Below are 12,168 nucleotides of genomic sequence, written 5' to 3'. Positions count from 1 at the left end.
GGTTTGGTGGAATAAAATTAATGAATAAATCCTGAATTATGAGCCTATACCAGTTAATTTTCCTGAGAATCTATTTCTTTAAGCTGTTTTAAATTTTTGTCGAGTTTCCGGATGATAATACCATAAACAAGTCTGTAATACAGCCAGATCAGCAGTATGCACAAAATCATACTGACAATGGTTCCTATAATAACAATCGCAAGGTTAGAATTGGAAGGCTGTATATTTTGGGAATTCAGAATATAAAAGATAAATGCCGAGAAAACCAGAGTAAAAGCTATAAGCAGAACAATACTGATCAGAATAAAAGCATTCACCGTATTTTTAAACTTGATAATTCGTGTAATCAACCCTTTAAGGTTTTCTTCTATTTTTATTTTACGGTAATTCTGGTAGAATTTGAAAACAAAATAAGCGGTGATCATGAGGCCTATGATTTTAATGGCTAAATAAGCAAAGTCGAAATTGTTTTCCAGTTCAGGAGATTCCTGTGCTCCCAGTTTTTCAAGAATTTTGCGGAAACTGTCAGATTCGTCCCCCTGGAAAAAATAAAATACTCCAAGTACAGAAAAGAATAAAAATTCAACAACACTGATCCAGAAAATATATTTCACATAATTACGTGATTTTCTGTTCAGCATCTGAAGGATTTCGGTGCTGTCATATTTCGGCTGAACAGGCTGCTCCTGCCATGTTTTCTTAAAGCTATCTAAATCAAAATCAGGCATATTTTTCCATCTGTTCTTTAAGGGTTTTCTTTAATCTGTTCATTTTCACACGGGCATTGACCTCGGTGATCCCAAGGTTTTCTGCAATATCCTTATAGGGCAGGTCGTCAAGATACATCATTACAATTGCTCTTTCTACATTCGGTAACGTTTTGATTACGGTGTACAGAAGCGAGATCTGCTGCTGTTTTTCATCATCATCTTCCACAAAATCTTTATGGTTAATGTCCAGTTCATTGGTAGGAAGACTTTTGCTTTTTTTCCGGAAAAGGGTAATGGCTGTATTAAGGGCTACACGGTACATCCATGTAGAAATTTTGGAGTTTCCTTTAAAGGAATCATAACTTCTCCAAAGCTGGAGAACAATTTCCTGAAAAAGATCTTCTTCATCTTCGAGAGAATTGGTGTACAAGCGCGAAACTTTAATAATCAGGCCCTGATTATCTTTAATAAGCTGCGCAAATTCTTTTTCTCTTGAACTCATAAATTTATAATGGCACGAAGATAATAATAATGCGGTAATTTATTAATTTGAAAATGGTTTAATTTGAAAATTTGAAAATTTTTGTTGAAATTCATAAAAATAATTAAAGAAATCTTTGAAATATCGTTCCTGTTTTTAATTTAATCTGAGTTTGGGTTAAATAAACAGTTATTCTTAATGATCTTTATAACTTCCCTATTCCGGCTCCCAGCTTCAAACCTTCTGATCATGAATTGAGAATAGTTTAATTTTCAAATCAGAGCATGGCTGTATTTTCAAATTATCCTGTATCTTTGCATTCGCGAGAAAATCGGCTTGTTGATTTCCCGTTTTACGGGAGGTAGGAAAGTCCGGACACCGTAGAGCAGCAAAGCGGATAACATCCGTCACCCGTGAGGGTAGGACAAGTGCAACAGAAAGCAGGTACAGTTCGGCTGTAGTGAAACCAGGTAAACTCTTTGTGGTGCAATGATAAGTATATCGGTTCTTTTCAGCAATGAAAATAGGGGCGGCTCGTCCTGAAAGCCGAGGGGTAATCAGCTCAAATTTTGCAGTAATGTAAAATGTAGATAAATAACAGGCACTTCTTCGGAAGTACAAAATCCGGCTTATAGATTTTCTCGTATTTTTCCTGGCCCATTTCCTTATAAAATGTCTTTTTTTCAAACTTCCAGCTACTTGAAAAAGACCGGAACTGATTCCGGCCTTATAGATAATGATCTGCATTCTTTACGACCACAAATCATGAATGTAAGGTTTAAAGTGAATACAACTGTAGATAAGTAGTGCCGTTAATGGTAAAGATCTCTGCGAATTCGTTACCGGAAGGAGTGGTATACGTATCCATAGAATTAGGGTTACATGGGGTGATTAATGCTAAATTAGCATGGAACTCCAGTAATGAGGTACTGAATTTGGTAGCATACCATTGGGTGGTCGTAGAAATTGTACCTCCGGGTGCCAGATTTGGATCATCCCATGACATTACGGTGTGGTTCAAGGGATTCTGGTAAACTTCCCAGGTAGTTGTAGGATAGAGGGAATTTGTAAATTGAGATTGATAATCTTTATACATAAGTTCTTTTCCGTTTCCTGTATGGGAATCAGCAGGTATCTTAACGATATCTGTATTTCCAACCCTTGGATAGCATCCATTAGCAGCTGAGGTACTTCCTGCTATCAAAGTGCCGGAAAAATCATATTTCGAATAATTATTGACAATAAGTATTCCCTGTGAGTAAGCCAGTGAAGTCATTGCCAGCCCGGATAGTATTAAAACTTTCTTCATGAGTAAATCATTTTAGTAAAGCTGAATGTAAGTATAAAGTGTTACTCCGTCGTCTATGGTGAATATTTCTGCCATATTTCCTGAAGGAGTAGTGAAATTAGGTGTTGTATTATAACAGTTGCTGAAAATAGATACGGTACCTCCGAAGTTGTCAGGAGCATTGTTATGGGTTCCCGGATAATACATGGCAAACTTTGATGCAGCCCACTTTGTATTGTCGGAAATAAATCCTCCAAGACTTAAAGACGGATCATTCCATGGGATTGTAGTCGTATTGGTTGCTGATAACATAACAGACCAGGCAGCCATAGGATATAAAGAATTGTTAAACTGATCCTGATAATCATTATATCTCAGTTCATGTCCGTTGTACATATGAGAGTCGGCAGGAATTTTAACAAGGTCGGGATCAGCAGAAGTAACCAACGGATAGCAGCCTCCATCAGAATTACTGGCTATAATATATCCTTCAAAATCATACTTGGAATAATTGTTCAGGATGAGAGGGCCTTTCTGAGCAGATCCAAAAGAAAAAGCAGCAAGACTTAGTAATGCGAGTCCTTTTTTCATATCTATTATTTTTCAGATTTAATATTTTTACGGATTTCATCACTTTTCTTCATGTAGATCTGGGTAGCCCAGACAATGATCTGGCTCATATCACCGCCTGTTTTTCTCATCAGCTCGTTTTCAGTTACTCCGGTAGAAAGGATCAGCTCTTTGGAAGCGGGAACTAAAAGTGCTTTTCTTCGGTCGCTCAGTTCAGAGGTGTTTCTTCTTTTCTCCTCTTCCGTAGGTCTGTTTTGTGGATCTCCCAAACTTTTGAATGCTTTATCGAAGTTTTCCATTTGCGGAGTTTTCATGCTTTCCATCGTATTGGTAGCTGAGCCTTCGTTGTTACATGAGGTCAGTATTAAGGAGGCAAATGCTGCCAGCAGAAAATGTTTTTTCATAATTATTTTAGATTTATTTTTAATGTTGAAATAAGGCAGGAATACCTTATTTCAACATGGTTAAAAAGATTAATTTTCTAATAAAGACTGATATAGGTTATGTCTCCTATTCTGAACATTTCCGCATAATTTCCGGAAGGATAATCTATATACCACGGCATCAGGGGTTGGCACGGATTATTGGCAACACTTAAATTACCTATGAGACCAATCACATTGTTGTTGGTTCCCGGGTAAAATGTTTGAAATTTAATGGTGCTCCATCTGGTAGTGGTGGAAAGAGGTCCGGCAGGATCAAAGACAGGATCGTTCCAGGATACCCCCTGGCTTCCGTTTGTAGCGCTGAATGCATAATTCCAGGTCGCCATAGGATATAAGGAAGAATTGAACTGATCCCGATAATTCGTATATTCAAGCTGAAGCCCGTTACCCATATTGGCATTAGCCGGTACAGTAATATTATTACCTGCACGCGGAAAACAGCTGTTGCCCGCATTATTGGCGTTATCTGCCATAACAAGGCCACGAAGTTCATAGGGTGAGTAATTATTAACAATAAGTGTTCCCTGTGAAAAAGCAAACGAAGAGATAATGATGCCGGATAATGTTAGGATTTTCTTCATACTTTTTTATTTTATCATTGGGATTAATAAATCTGGAGGTAGGTTATATTGCCTGTTCCGGAGGTTATCGTGAACCACTCTGCAAAAGATGGCGTATTATACCCGCTTTGATTGGGCTGTAAAAACCCTCCTGAAAGTACCGGATCACCTACTTCAAAAGAATCTACAGATTGCCCGTTGCTATCCCTGAGACTAAAAGCATAACCTTCCCATTCATTAGTAGAATTAATTGCAGTAATAAGAGGGTGGTTGTAAGGATAAGTGTTTGAATTGGCCGGGTTTAAAGGATCCACATAATTCCAATAAAGGATCGGGATGTTGGCTGTTCCGGTAGTATCGAAATGATCGTAGTAGCTGTCACCATTAATAGGAATGGTATAATTGGTAGAAGGGTAGGTACCAATGGCATACATATAAGGGGCGTAAGGAGTTGTACTTTTGGTCATCAGTCTGCCTACTGCAATATAATCAGGATTATAATTATTTACCTGTAAAGGAGTTGATTGTGCTGAAGCAGAGATTCCTGCTGCAATGCTAAGTATAATGGTTAATTTTTTCATAGAATTAAATATGTATTTTAGAGTTAAAATAGGGATGAGAGTAAGTATTACGGAGAAGCAGATGATTATTTCTCCGATTTGATATTCTTACGGATCTCATCACTTTTTTTCATATAGATTTGGGTAGCCCAGACAATGATCTGGCTCATATCACCGCCTGTTTTTCTCATCAGTTCGCTTTCAGTTACTCCGGTAGAAAGAATCAGCTCTTTGGAAGCCGGAACCAGAAGTGCTTTTCTTCTGTCGCTCAGTTCAGAGGTGTTTCTTTTTTTCTCCTCTTCAGTAGGTCTGTTTTGTGGATCACCCAAACTTTTGAATGCTTTGTCGAAGTTTTCCATTTGTGGCGTTTTCATACTTTCCACAGTGTTTACAGCAGAACTTTCGTTGTTACATGACAATAGAGTTAAAGCGGCAAATGCTGTCAGTAAAAAATGTTTTTTCATAATAATAGATTAAAATTTTTTTTAAGTTGGGAGTAGTGTTAGAAAAACTGAATGTAAGTGATTGTTGTTGCTCCGCTGGTTACGGTAAAAATATCCCCGGTGTTTCCTAAGGGAGTACTAATGCTGCTTGGAGCGTTATAGCAGCTGTTAGGAAGCACTAATGGACCATCGAAGCCGCCTGGAGCAAGATCATTGGTTCCTGCGTAAAACATTCTGAATTTTGTGCCAGACCACCTTGTATTAGCTGAAATAACTCCGGTAGGTAATAAAGATGGATGGTTCCAGGCTCTTGGAGTTACGGATGTGGCTGACAGGCTTACAGTCCAGGTTGTTGTAGGATATAAAGAGTTGGTAAATTGATCCCTATAATTGTCATAAACGAGTGCTTTCCCATTTCCCATATGAGAATCAGCCGGAATTACAATTTCATCAGGATCTCTGGTAGTAACATAAGGAGAACAGGTTGCTCCTGATTCATTACTGGCAAAAACAACCCCTTTAAAATCATATATAGAATAATTGTTGACGATAAGAGGGCCTTTTTGAGCATAGCCTAAAGAGCAGACAGCCAGACTTAATATGGCTAAAACTTTTTTCATGGTATTTTATTTTTCAGATTTTAAATTTTTACGGATCTCATCACTTTTCTTCATATAAATTTGGGTAGCCCAAACAATGATCTGGCTCATATCACCACCTGTTTTTCTCATCAGTTCTGCTTCAGTTACTCCGGAAGAAAGAATCAGCTCTTTGGAGGCCGGAACTAAAAGTGCTTTTCTTCTGTCGCTCAGTTCAGAGGTGTTTCTTTTTTTCTCCTCTTCAGTAGGTCTGTTTTGAGGATCTCCAAGGCTTTTGAACGCTTTGTCGAAGTTTTCCATCTGTGGCGTTTTCATGCTTTCCACCGTATTGACGGCATTGCCTTCGTTGTTACACGAGATCAGTGTTAAAGTGGCAAAAGCTGCCAGTAAAAAATGTTTTTTCATAATAGATTTAAGTATAATTGTTTAAAACCTGATGAGATCAGTAAAGTTGAATATAAGTGGTTGTAACTTTGTCAACGGTGATGGTAAAGATTTCCGCACTGTTTCCATCAGGAGTGGTAATATTACTAGGAGCATCATAACAGCTGTTGGGAAGCACTAATGGACCGCCGAAGCCCCAGACACCGTCATTGGTTCCTGGATGAAACATTCCGAATTTGGTGCCTGACCATCTTGTGTTGGCTGAAATAACCCCGGTAGGCAGTAAAGACGGTGCGTTCCAAGGACTTTGTGTTGAAGATGTATTCGAAAGGGTTACCCTCCAGATTCCAGTAGGATATAAAGAGTTGGTAAATTGATCTCTATAATTATCGTAGATGAGTGCTTTTCCATTTCCCATATGCGAGTCGGCCGGAATAATAATTTCGTCAGGACCTTGGGAAGTTATATAAGGATAGCAGTTTGTTCCGAATTCATTACTGGCAAAAATAACTCCTCTAAACTCATAAACAGAATAATTGTTAAGGATAAGAGGTCCCTTCTGAGCAAAACCTAAAGAGCAGGCCGCTAAACTTAATATGGCTAAAACTTTTTTCATGATTATTTATTTTTCGGATTTAATGTTCTTACGGATCTCCTCGCTTTTCTTCATGTAGATCTGGGTAGCCCAGACAATGATCTGGCTCATATCGCCGCCTGTTTTTCTCATCAGTTCGGCTTCAGTTACTCCGGAAGAAAGAATCAGCTCTTTGGAGGCCGGAACCAGAAGGGCTTTTCTTCGGTCGCTCAGTTCAGAGGTGTTTCTTTTTTTCTCCTCTTCAGTAGGTCTGTTTTGTGGATCTCCCAGACTTTTGAACGCCTTGTCAAAGTTTTCCATCTGTGGCGTTTTCATGCTTTCCACTGTATTGGTTGTACTTCCTTCGTTATTACACGAGATGAGCGTTAAAGCAGCAAATGCCGTGAGTAAAAAATGTTTTTTCATAGTAATTAAGATGTAAGTATAATTGTTTAAAACCTGATGGCATCAGAAAAGCTGGATGTAAGTGATCGTATCCGTTCCACTGGTTATGCTAAATATTTCTGCGCCGTTTCCTGATGGGGTAGTAAAGTTGCTTGGTGCACTGTAACAGTTGTTAAATAGAGTAACTGCTCCGTTGAAGTTATCCGGAGCGAGGTCTGTGGTACCCGGATAATACATCACAAATTTAGTAGTGGCCCATTTAGTGTTGTTTGAAAGAACAAGGCCCGGTGCCATAGAAGGATTGTTCCATGCTCTCGGGGTGATACTTGAACTTCCGCTTGCCAAAGCTACTGACCATGTGGCCATAGGATATAAAGATGAAGTATATTGATCTCTGTAATTTTCGTAAACGAGAGCTTTACCATTCCCCATGTGGGAGTCATAAGGAACCCGGACCATTTCAGGGTTAGCTGAACTTATGTGAGGATAACAGTTTCCCGTGGTATTATTAGCGATGATATATCCATAAAAATCATACTTGGAATAGTTGTTGAGAATAAGAGTTCCTCCCTGTGCATAGCCTAAAGAAAAGGCTGCTAAACTTAGTAATGCTAAAACTTTTTTCATGGTATTTTATTTTTCAGATTTAATATTTTTACGGATTTCGTCACTTTTCTTCATGTAGATCTGGGTTGCCCAAACAATGATCTGGCTCATATCGCCGCCTGTTTTTCTCATCAGTTCGGCTTCAGTTACTCCGGAAGAAAGAATCAGCTCTTTGGAGGCCGGAACTAAAAGTGCTTTTCTTCTGTCGCTCAGTTCAGAGGTGTTTCTTTTTTTCTCCTCTTCAGTAGGTCTGTTTTGAGGATCTCCAAGGCTTTTGAACGCTTTGTCGAAGTTTTCCATCTGTGGCGTTTTCATGCTTTCCACCGTATTGACGGCATTGCCTTCGTTGTTACACGAGATCAGTGTTAAAACAGCAAAAGCTGCCATTAGAAAATGTTTCTTCATAATTATTTTTATTAAAATAGATTTTAGTTGGTTTAGAAAATTTGCAGATAAGTTGTGGGCCCGCTTGGGGTAGTAATCGTAAACCAGTCGGCACTTGAAATAGAACCCGTAATAGAGTTACTAAATGCCGGGTCAATAGTTGGATCTCCCAATTTATACTCATCACTGGCTCCGGTTGCAGGGTCCTGAATAACGAAATGAAAGCTTGCCCATTCATTGGCAGAATTCATTACCGTGGAAATAAACGGATGATTATAGGCGTAGCTTCCATTGTTGGCGGGATTGGTATAATCTGTAACATACCATTTGACAATAGGAAAAGTTGCTGTTCCCGTAGTACTGAATGAATTGTATTGGGTAAAACCTCCTGCAGGTACTGTATACATTCCGTAGGGTGCGTTGGGAGAAGCAAACATATAAGGCCCTGCTACACCACCGGCTGGTGCCGTCCGGAATCTGCCGGCAGCATCATAAGCACTATAGTTTTGTATGATGATAGGCGAGCTTTGGGCAAAAGTGAATACTCCTGCCGTTATCAATAAAATAAATGAAACTTTTTTCATAGTATTTCAATTAATTAATGACCAGATAAGTGTATACGGTTCCGTTGGACGTAACGGTAAACCAGGAAGCATCTCCCATTGGAAGAGCATCAATATATTCAGAAGCTGATAAGCAGGGATTATTCTTGTTACCAATATTTCCGTTAAAATAGGTTTCCGCATTAGAAGTTCCGGCGTGATACATCTGAAATTTGGAATGTGACCATTGGGTGTTTTTGGAAATAATGCTTCCAGGTACCATCGTTGGATGATTCCATGTACGAGGACCAAACAAACCCGAATTTACGCTGACAGACCACGTAGCTACTGTACTTAGAGATCCGTTATACTGGTCACGGAAATTATCATACTGTACCGTATTACCCGCCTGTACTATAACCTGCTCCGGATCTTGGGACATTACGAAAGGCAGACAGCCTCCCGCGAAATTATTGGCAATAATATTTCCGTGAAAATCATAATTTGTAGAAAGATTCTTAATAATAAGAGGACCTCCCTGAGAATATCCTAATGAAGAGATGGTTAAACCTAATAATGCTAATGTTTTTTTCATGAACTATTATTTTTCAGCTTTGATATTTTTACGGATCTCATCACTTTTCTTCATGTAGATCTGGGTTGCCCAAACAATGATCTGGCTCATATCGCCGCCTGTTTTTCTCATCAGTTCGGCTTCAGTTACTCCGGAAGAAAGAATCAGCTCTTTGGAAGCAGGCACCAGAAGTGCTTTTCTTCTGTCGCTCAGTTCAGAGGTGTTTCTTTTTTTCTCCTCTTCAGTAGGCCTGTTCTGTGGATCTCCCAAACTCTTGAATGCTTTGTCAAAGTTCTCCATTTGCGGAGTTTTCATGCTTTCTACTGTGTTTACAGCTGTACTTTCGTTGTTACATGAAGCCAGAATCAAAGCAGCAAAAGCCGCCATAAAAAAATGCTTTTTCATAATTACTTTTTATTAAAATAAGTCTTGAATATGTTTTGGAAATTGACATTAAAAAACCTTGGAAGTCTAAAATTTAAGCTTCCGTATAGATAGTGTTCAATTAAATAAACTGCTATAAAGCAGTTGTTCTTTTAAAAGATCTGCAGATAAGTGGTGGGGCCACTAGGCGTAGTAATCGTAAACCAGTCAGCACTGGAAAAAGTACCGGTCAGCGAATTACTGAATCCTGAATAAATCGTAGGATCTCCCAGCTCATAAATATCAGCAGCTCCGGTTACCGGATCGTGAAGCCAGAAATGGAAGCCCGCCCATTCATTCACAGAGTTCATTGTCGTTATAAACGGATGATTATAGTCATATCCTCCATTATTGGCTGGGTTGGTATAATCTGTAACGTACCATTTGACAATAGGGAACGTTGCTGTTCCCGTAGTACTGAAGGAGTCATATTGGGTAAAACCTCCGGCCGGAATCGTATAAGAACCATAAGGCGGATTAGGTGCCGCATACATCAGAGGTCCCGGAGCCCCTCCCGGCATTCCTGTCCGGAATCTGCCCACTGCATCTGAGACACTGTAATTCTGTATGATAATAGGTGAACTTTGAGCAAAAACAAGAGCTCCTGCTGCTACTGATAAAAGTAATGCTATTTTTTTCATAGATAATATGGGTTATTAGTTTTAGTTGATGAGCAGATATGTATAGACCGTACCTCCGGTAGTAATGGTAAACCACGATGCATCGCCCATTGGAAGTGCATTGATGTAATCTACATTATTGACACAAGGGTTGGCTGCATCTCCGATATTTCCGTAAAAATAAGTCTCCGGATCAAGTGTTCCGGCATGAAACATCTGAAACTTAGACATAGACCATTTCGTGTTGTTGGAAATAACTCCTCCCGGCACCAGGCTGGGATGGTTCCAGGGGCGTAAGCTAGGTGTACCTCCTGTCGCAAGAAGAACCGACCAGGTAGCCACAGAACTTTGAGATCCAGGAATATATTGGTCCCGGAAATTATCGTATTGTACCGTAGTCCCGGCTGGCACCCGTAACATGGTAGGATTGTTAGAGGCTACAACTGGGTTACAGCCTGCTCCTGCAAAATTATTGGCAAAAATGTTTCCCCGGTAATCATAATTCACAGACTGGTTCATGATGATGAGAGGACCTCCCTGTGCGTACATTAAAGAAACAGATAGAATTCCTAATAGTGATAAAAGCTTTTTCATGACTTATTTTTCAGATTTGATATTCTTACGGATCTCATCACTTTTCTTCATGTAGATCTGGGTAGCCCATACAATGATCTGGCTCATATCACCACCTGTTTTTCTCATGAGTTCGTTTTCAGTTACTCCGGTGGAAAGGATCAGTTCTTTAGAAGCCGGAACCAGAAGTGCTTTTCTTCTGTCGCTCAGTTCAGAGGTATTTCTTTTTTTCTCCTCTTCAGTAGGTCTGTTTTGGGGATCACCCAGGCTTTTGAAAGCTTTGTCGAAGTTTTCCATCTGCGGTGTTTTCATACTTTGTACAGTATTTGCAGAGGCATTTTCATTGTTACAGGAAACAAGACATATCACAGCGGCTGCTGATAATAATAATTTTTTCATAGTTAATAGTTAATAAGGTTTGGTGTTCTTAATTTTTGATAAAATTATAAAAAAAACTGACATGAACAATATATTATTCATGGAATAGGGATTTTTATATAAAATTTAACTATTTTATTTAACTATGAATTAGTATGTTACATTAGTAGATTATTCACTTTCAAGTGTTATTTTAGCTTGCTCTAACCCTGCTTTTTCTTTTTCATCCAGCTGAGGATACTTTAGATTCATCCTTTCCAGAGTATCAATAATGATCTGTATAGCGGCTACTCTTGCAAACCATTTATTGTCTGCAGGAAACACATACCAGGGAGCATGGTCTTTGGAGGTTTCATTAATCGCCGTTTCGTAAGCTTCCATATATTGACTGAATAAAGCTCTTTCGGGAAGATCTCCCGTAGAAAATTTCCAGTTTTTCTCCTGCTCGTTGATTCTGTCCAGAAGCCTTTTCTTCTGCTCATCTTTAGAAACGTTTAAAAATATCTTGACAATCGTTGTTCCGTTTTGAGCCAGATGTTTTTCAAAATTCCGGATGCTTTCATATCTGTTTTCCCAGAACTGGTTGTCAAAATCTTTTACCGAAGACCAGGTTTTCTCACTGAGGTTATACTCAGGATGTACTTTACACACCAGAACACTTTCATAATGGGATCTGTTGAAGATTCCTATCATCCCTTTCTGAGGAAGAGCAAGATAATGCCTCCATAAAAAATCATGGGAATATTCTTTGGAACTTGGTGTTTTGAAGCTGGTAACATTACATCCCTGCGGATTTACTCCTCCGAAAACGTGCTCAATAAGGCTGTCTTTTCCGGCAGCATCCATAGCCTGAAGAACAACCAGAAGGGACTGGCTGCCATCAGCATATAGTTTTTCCTGAAGCTCACGAAGCTTTTCCTTTTCTTTGATCAGCAATTGTGCGCCTTCTTCTTTAGTGAGCTTTCCTTTATAGGCTGTTGATGTTTTTTTTATTGAGAATTTTCCATTTATCTGAAAATCGTCTGAGAAATTGGTGTCCATATTGTAT

The 12,168-nt window shown here is 39.1% G+C and carries 21 protein-coding genes and 1 other RNA gene; 1 reads left to right on the top strand and 21 read right to left on the bottom strand.

The genetic code is table 11. The annotated features are described in order from the left end of the window. Nucleotides 1-53 precede the first annotated feature (53 nt). Nucleotides 54-728 (bottom strand): beta-carotene 15,15'-monooxygenase, encoded by a 675-nt coding sequence (locus tag FW768_RS10125; RefSeq protein ID WP_153395070.1) that lies wholly within the window; start codon nucleotides 726-728, stop codon nucleotides 54-56. Continuing rightward, nucleotides 721-1,212 carry an RNA polymerase sigma factor gene (locus tag FW768_RS10120; protein WP_062702945.1) on the bottom strand — a complete coding sequence of 164 codons (492 nt, stop codon included), beginning with the start codon at nucleotides 1,210-1,212 and terminating at the stop codon, nucleotides 721-723. Before FW768_RS10120 ends, FW768_RS10125 begins: the two co-directional genes overlap by 8 nt. 302 nt (nucleotides 1,213-1,514) lie before the next feature. Between FW768_RS10120 and rnpB the strand changes: the two genes are divergently transcribed. Continuing rightward, nucleotides 1,515-1,839, top strand: an RNA gene (rnpB, locus tag FW768_RS10115) — RNase P RNA component class A. A gap of 130 nt (nucleotides 1,840-1,969) precedes the next feature. Here rnpB and FW768_RS10110 read toward each other — a convergent pair. The 19 genes from FW768_RS10110 to FW768_RS10020 form a co-directional block, all read right to left on the bottom strand. Further along, entirely contained in the window at nucleotides 1,970-2,500 is a 531-nt protein-coding gene (locus tag FW768_RS10110; protein ID WP_153395068.1) for a hypothetical protein, read from the bottom strand. A 12-nt stretch (nucleotides 2,501-2,512) separates the two neighbouring features. After that, nucleotides 2,513-3,070, bottom strand: coding sequence for a hypothetical protein (locus FW768_RS10105; protein WP_153395066.1), 558 nt, complete (start codon nucleotides 3,068-3,070; stop codon nucleotides 2,513-2,515). Between the two features lie 5 nt (nucleotides 3,071-3,075). Then, nucleotides 3,076-3,453, bottom strand: coding sequence for a hypothetical protein (locus FW768_RS10100; protein ID WP_153395064.1), 378 nt, complete (start codon nucleotides 3,451-3,453; stop codon nucleotides 3,076-3,078). A gap of 77 nt (nucleotides 3,454-3,530) precedes the next feature. Next, nucleotides 3,531-4,076 carry a hypothetical protein gene (locus tag FW768_RS10095; protein WP_153395062.1) on the bottom strand — a complete coding sequence of 182 codons (546 nt, stop codon included), beginning with the start codon at nucleotides 4,074-4,076 and terminating at the stop codon, nucleotides 3,531-3,533. Between the two features lie 23 nt (nucleotides 4,077-4,099). After that, the gene (locus tag FW768_RS10090) at nucleotides 4,100-4,636 is read right to left on the bottom strand and encodes a hypothetical protein (RefSeq protein WP_153395060.1); all 537 of its coding nucleotides are present in this window, start codon (nucleotides 4,634-4,636) and stop codon (nucleotides 4,100-4,102) included. Nucleotides 4,637-4,701: 65 nt separating this feature from the next. Then, a complete protein-coding gene (locus tag FW768_RS10085) occupies nucleotides 4,702-5,079 on the bottom strand; it encodes a hypothetical protein (RefSeq protein ID WP_153395058.1) in 378 nt (125 codons plus the stop codon). A 38-nt stretch (nucleotides 5,080-5,117) separates the two neighbouring features. Beyond that, entirely contained in the window at nucleotides 5,118-5,678 is a 561-nt protein-coding gene (locus FW768_RS10080) for a hypothetical protein (RefSeq protein ID WP_153395050.1), read from the bottom strand. 6 nt (nucleotides 5,679-5,684) lie between these two features. Continuing rightward, the gene (locus FW768_RS10075) at nucleotides 5,685-6,062 is read right to left on the bottom strand and encodes a hypothetical protein (RefSeq protein WP_153395048.1); all 378 of its coding nucleotides are present in this window, start codon (nucleotides 6,060-6,062) and stop codon (nucleotides 5,685-5,687) included. Between the two features lie 37 nt (nucleotides 6,063-6,099). Beyond that, nucleotides 6,100-6,657 (bottom strand): hypothetical protein, encoded by a 558-nt coding sequence (locus tag FW768_RS10070; RefSeq protein WP_153395046.1) that lies wholly within the window; start codon nucleotides 6,655-6,657, stop codon nucleotides 6,100-6,102. A 6-nt stretch (nucleotides 6,658-6,663) separates the two neighbouring features. Further along, nucleotides 6,664-7,041 (bottom strand): hypothetical protein, encoded by a 378-nt coding sequence (locus FW768_RS10065; protein ID WP_153395044.1) that lies wholly within the window; start codon nucleotides 7,039-7,041, stop codon nucleotides 6,664-6,666. Nucleotides 7,042-7,083: 42 nt separating this feature from the next. After that, a complete protein-coding gene (locus FW768_RS10060; RefSeq protein WP_153395042.1) occupies nucleotides 7,084-7,647 on the bottom strand; it encodes a hypothetical protein in 564 nt (187 codons plus the stop codon). Nucleotides 7,648-7,653: 6 nt separating this feature from the next. Continuing rightward, complete coding sequence (locus FW768_RS10055; RefSeq protein WP_153395040.1) at nucleotides 7,654-8,031, bottom strand: hypothetical protein; 378 nt, start codon at nucleotides 8,029-8,031, stop codon at nucleotides 7,654-7,656. Between the two features lie 32 nt (nucleotides 8,032-8,063). Further along, nucleotides 8,064-8,594 (bottom strand): hypothetical protein, encoded by a 531-nt coding sequence (locus tag FW768_RS10050; RefSeq protein ID WP_153395038.1) that lies wholly within the window; start codon nucleotides 8,592-8,594, stop codon nucleotides 8,064-8,066. A 10-nt stretch (nucleotides 8,595-8,604) separates the two neighbouring features. Then, the gene (locus FW768_RS10045) at nucleotides 8,605-9,147 is read right to left on the bottom strand and encodes a hypothetical protein (RefSeq protein ID WP_153395037.1); all 543 of its coding nucleotides are present in this window, start codon (nucleotides 9,145-9,147) and stop codon (nucleotides 8,605-8,607) included. A 6-nt stretch (nucleotides 9,148-9,153) separates the two neighbouring features. After that, nucleotides 9,154-9,531, bottom strand: coding sequence for a hypothetical protein (locus FW768_RS10040; protein ID WP_153395035.1), 378 nt, complete (start codon nucleotides 9,529-9,531; stop codon nucleotides 9,154-9,156). A gap of 131 nt (nucleotides 9,532-9,662) precedes the next feature. Further along, nucleotides 9,663-10,190 (bottom strand): hypothetical protein, encoded by a 528-nt coding sequence (locus FW768_RS10035; protein ID WP_153395033.1) that lies wholly within the window; start codon nucleotides 10,188-10,190, stop codon nucleotides 9,663-9,665. Nucleotides 10,191-10,211: 21 nt separating this feature from the next. Continuing rightward, nucleotides 10,212-10,763, bottom strand: coding sequence for a hypothetical protein (locus tag FW768_RS10030; protein ID WP_153395031.1), 552 nt, complete (start codon nucleotides 10,761-10,763; stop codon nucleotides 10,212-10,214). 3 nt (nucleotides 10,764-10,766) lie between these two features. After that, the gene (locus FW768_RS10025) at nucleotides 10,767-11,141 is read right to left on the bottom strand and encodes a hypothetical protein (RefSeq protein ID WP_153395029.1); all 375 of its coding nucleotides are present in this window, start codon (nucleotides 11,139-11,141) and stop codon (nucleotides 10,767-10,769) included. Nucleotides 11,142-11,291: 150 nt separating this feature from the next. Next, the gene (locus FW768_RS10020) at nucleotides 11,292-12,161 is read right to left on the bottom strand and encodes a polyphosphate kinase 2 family protein (RefSeq protein WP_153395027.1); all 870 of its coding nucleotides are present in this window, start codon (nucleotides 12,159-12,161) and stop codon (nucleotides 11,292-11,294) included. Between the last annotated feature and the right edge of the window lie 7 nt (nucleotides 12,162-12,168).

It is taken from the genome of Chryseobacterium vaccae, from assembly GCF_009602705.1.
Classification (GTDB): Bacteria; Bacteroidota; Bacteroidia; order Flavobacteriales; family Weeksellaceae; genus Chryseobacterium; species Chryseobacterium vaccae.
This window is presented reverse-complemented; position numbering and strand designations above follow the sequence as displayed.

Coding starts and splice junctions, on each gene's coding strand:
- FW768_RS10035 (WP_153395033.1), bottom strand. CDS start 10,190: ATGAAAAAAATAGCATTACTTTTATCAGTAGCAGCAGGAGCTCTTGTT.
- FW768_RS10120 (WP_062702945.1), bottom strand. CDS start 1,212: ATGAGTTCAAGAGAAAAAGAATTTGCGCAGCTTATTAAAGATAATCAG.
- FW768_RS10050 (WP_153395038.1), bottom strand. CDS start 8,594: ATGAAAAAAGTTTCATTTATTTTATTGATAACGGCAGGAGTATTCACT.
- FW768_RS10100 (WP_153395064.1), bottom strand. CDS start 3,453: ATGAAAAAACATTTTCTGCTGGCAGCATTTGCCTCCTTAATACTGACC.
- FW768_RS10030 (WP_153395031.1), bottom strand. CDS start 10,763: ATGAAAAAGCTTTTATCACTATTAGGAATTCTATCTGTTTCTTTAATG.
- FW768_RS10080 (WP_153395050.1), bottom strand. CDS start 5,678: ATGAAAAAAGTTTTAGCCATATTAAGTCTGGCTGTCTGCTCTTTAGGC.
- FW768_RS10110 (WP_153395068.1), bottom strand. CDS start 2,500: ATGAAGAAAGTTTTAATACTATCCGGGCTGGCAATGACTTCACTGGCT.
- FW768_RS10025 (WP_153395029.1), bottom strand. CDS start 11,141: ATGAAAAAATTATTATTATCAGCAGCCGCTGTGATATGTCTTGTTTCC.
- FW768_RS10095 (WP_153395062.1), bottom strand. CDS start 4,076: ATGAAGAAAATCCTAACATTATCCGGCATCATTATCTCTTCGTTTGCT.
- FW768_RS10060 (WP_153395042.1), bottom strand. CDS start 7,647: ATGAAAAAAGTTTTAGCATTACTAAGTTTAGCAGCCTTTTCTTTAGGC.
- FW768_RS10125 (WP_153395070.1), bottom strand. CDS start 728: ATGCCTGATTTTGATTTAGATAGCTTTAAGAAAACATGGCAGGAGCAG.
- FW768_RS10055 (WP_153395040.1), bottom strand. CDS start 8,031: ATGAAGAAACATTTTCTAATGGCAGCTTTTGCTGTTTTAACACTGATC.
- FW768_RS10065 (WP_153395044.1), bottom strand. CDS start 7,041: ATGAAAAAACATTTTTTACTCACGGCATTTGCTGCTTTAACGCTCATC.
- FW768_RS10070 (WP_153395046.1), bottom strand. CDS start 6,657: ATGAAAAAAGTTTTAGCCATATTAAGTTTAGCGGCCTGCTCTTTAGGT.
- FW768_RS10105 (WP_153395066.1), bottom strand. CDS start 3,070: ATGAAAAAAGGACTCGCATTACTAAGTCTTGCTGCTTTTTCTTTTGGA.
- FW768_RS10075 (WP_153395048.1), bottom strand. CDS start 6,062: ATGAAAAAACATTTTTTACTGGCAGCTTTTGCCACTTTAACACTGATC.
- FW768_RS10040 (WP_153395035.1), bottom strand. CDS start 9,531: ATGAAAAAGCATTTTTTTATGGCGGCTTTTGCTGCTTTGATTCTGGCT.
- FW768_RS10045 (WP_153395037.1), bottom strand. CDS start 9,147: ATGAAAAAAACATTAGCATTATTAGGTTTAACCATCTCTTCATTAGGA.
- FW768_RS10085 (WP_153395058.1), bottom strand. CDS start 5,079: ATGAAAAAACATTTTTTACTGACAGCATTTGCCGCTTTAACTCTATTG.
- FW768_RS10020 (WP_153395027.1), bottom strand. CDS start 12,161: ATGGACACCAATTTCTCAGACGATTTTCAGATAAATGGAAAATTCTCA.
- FW768_RS10090 (WP_153395060.1), bottom strand. CDS start 4,636: ATGAAAAAATTAACCATTATACTTAGCATTGCAGCAGGAATCTCTGCT.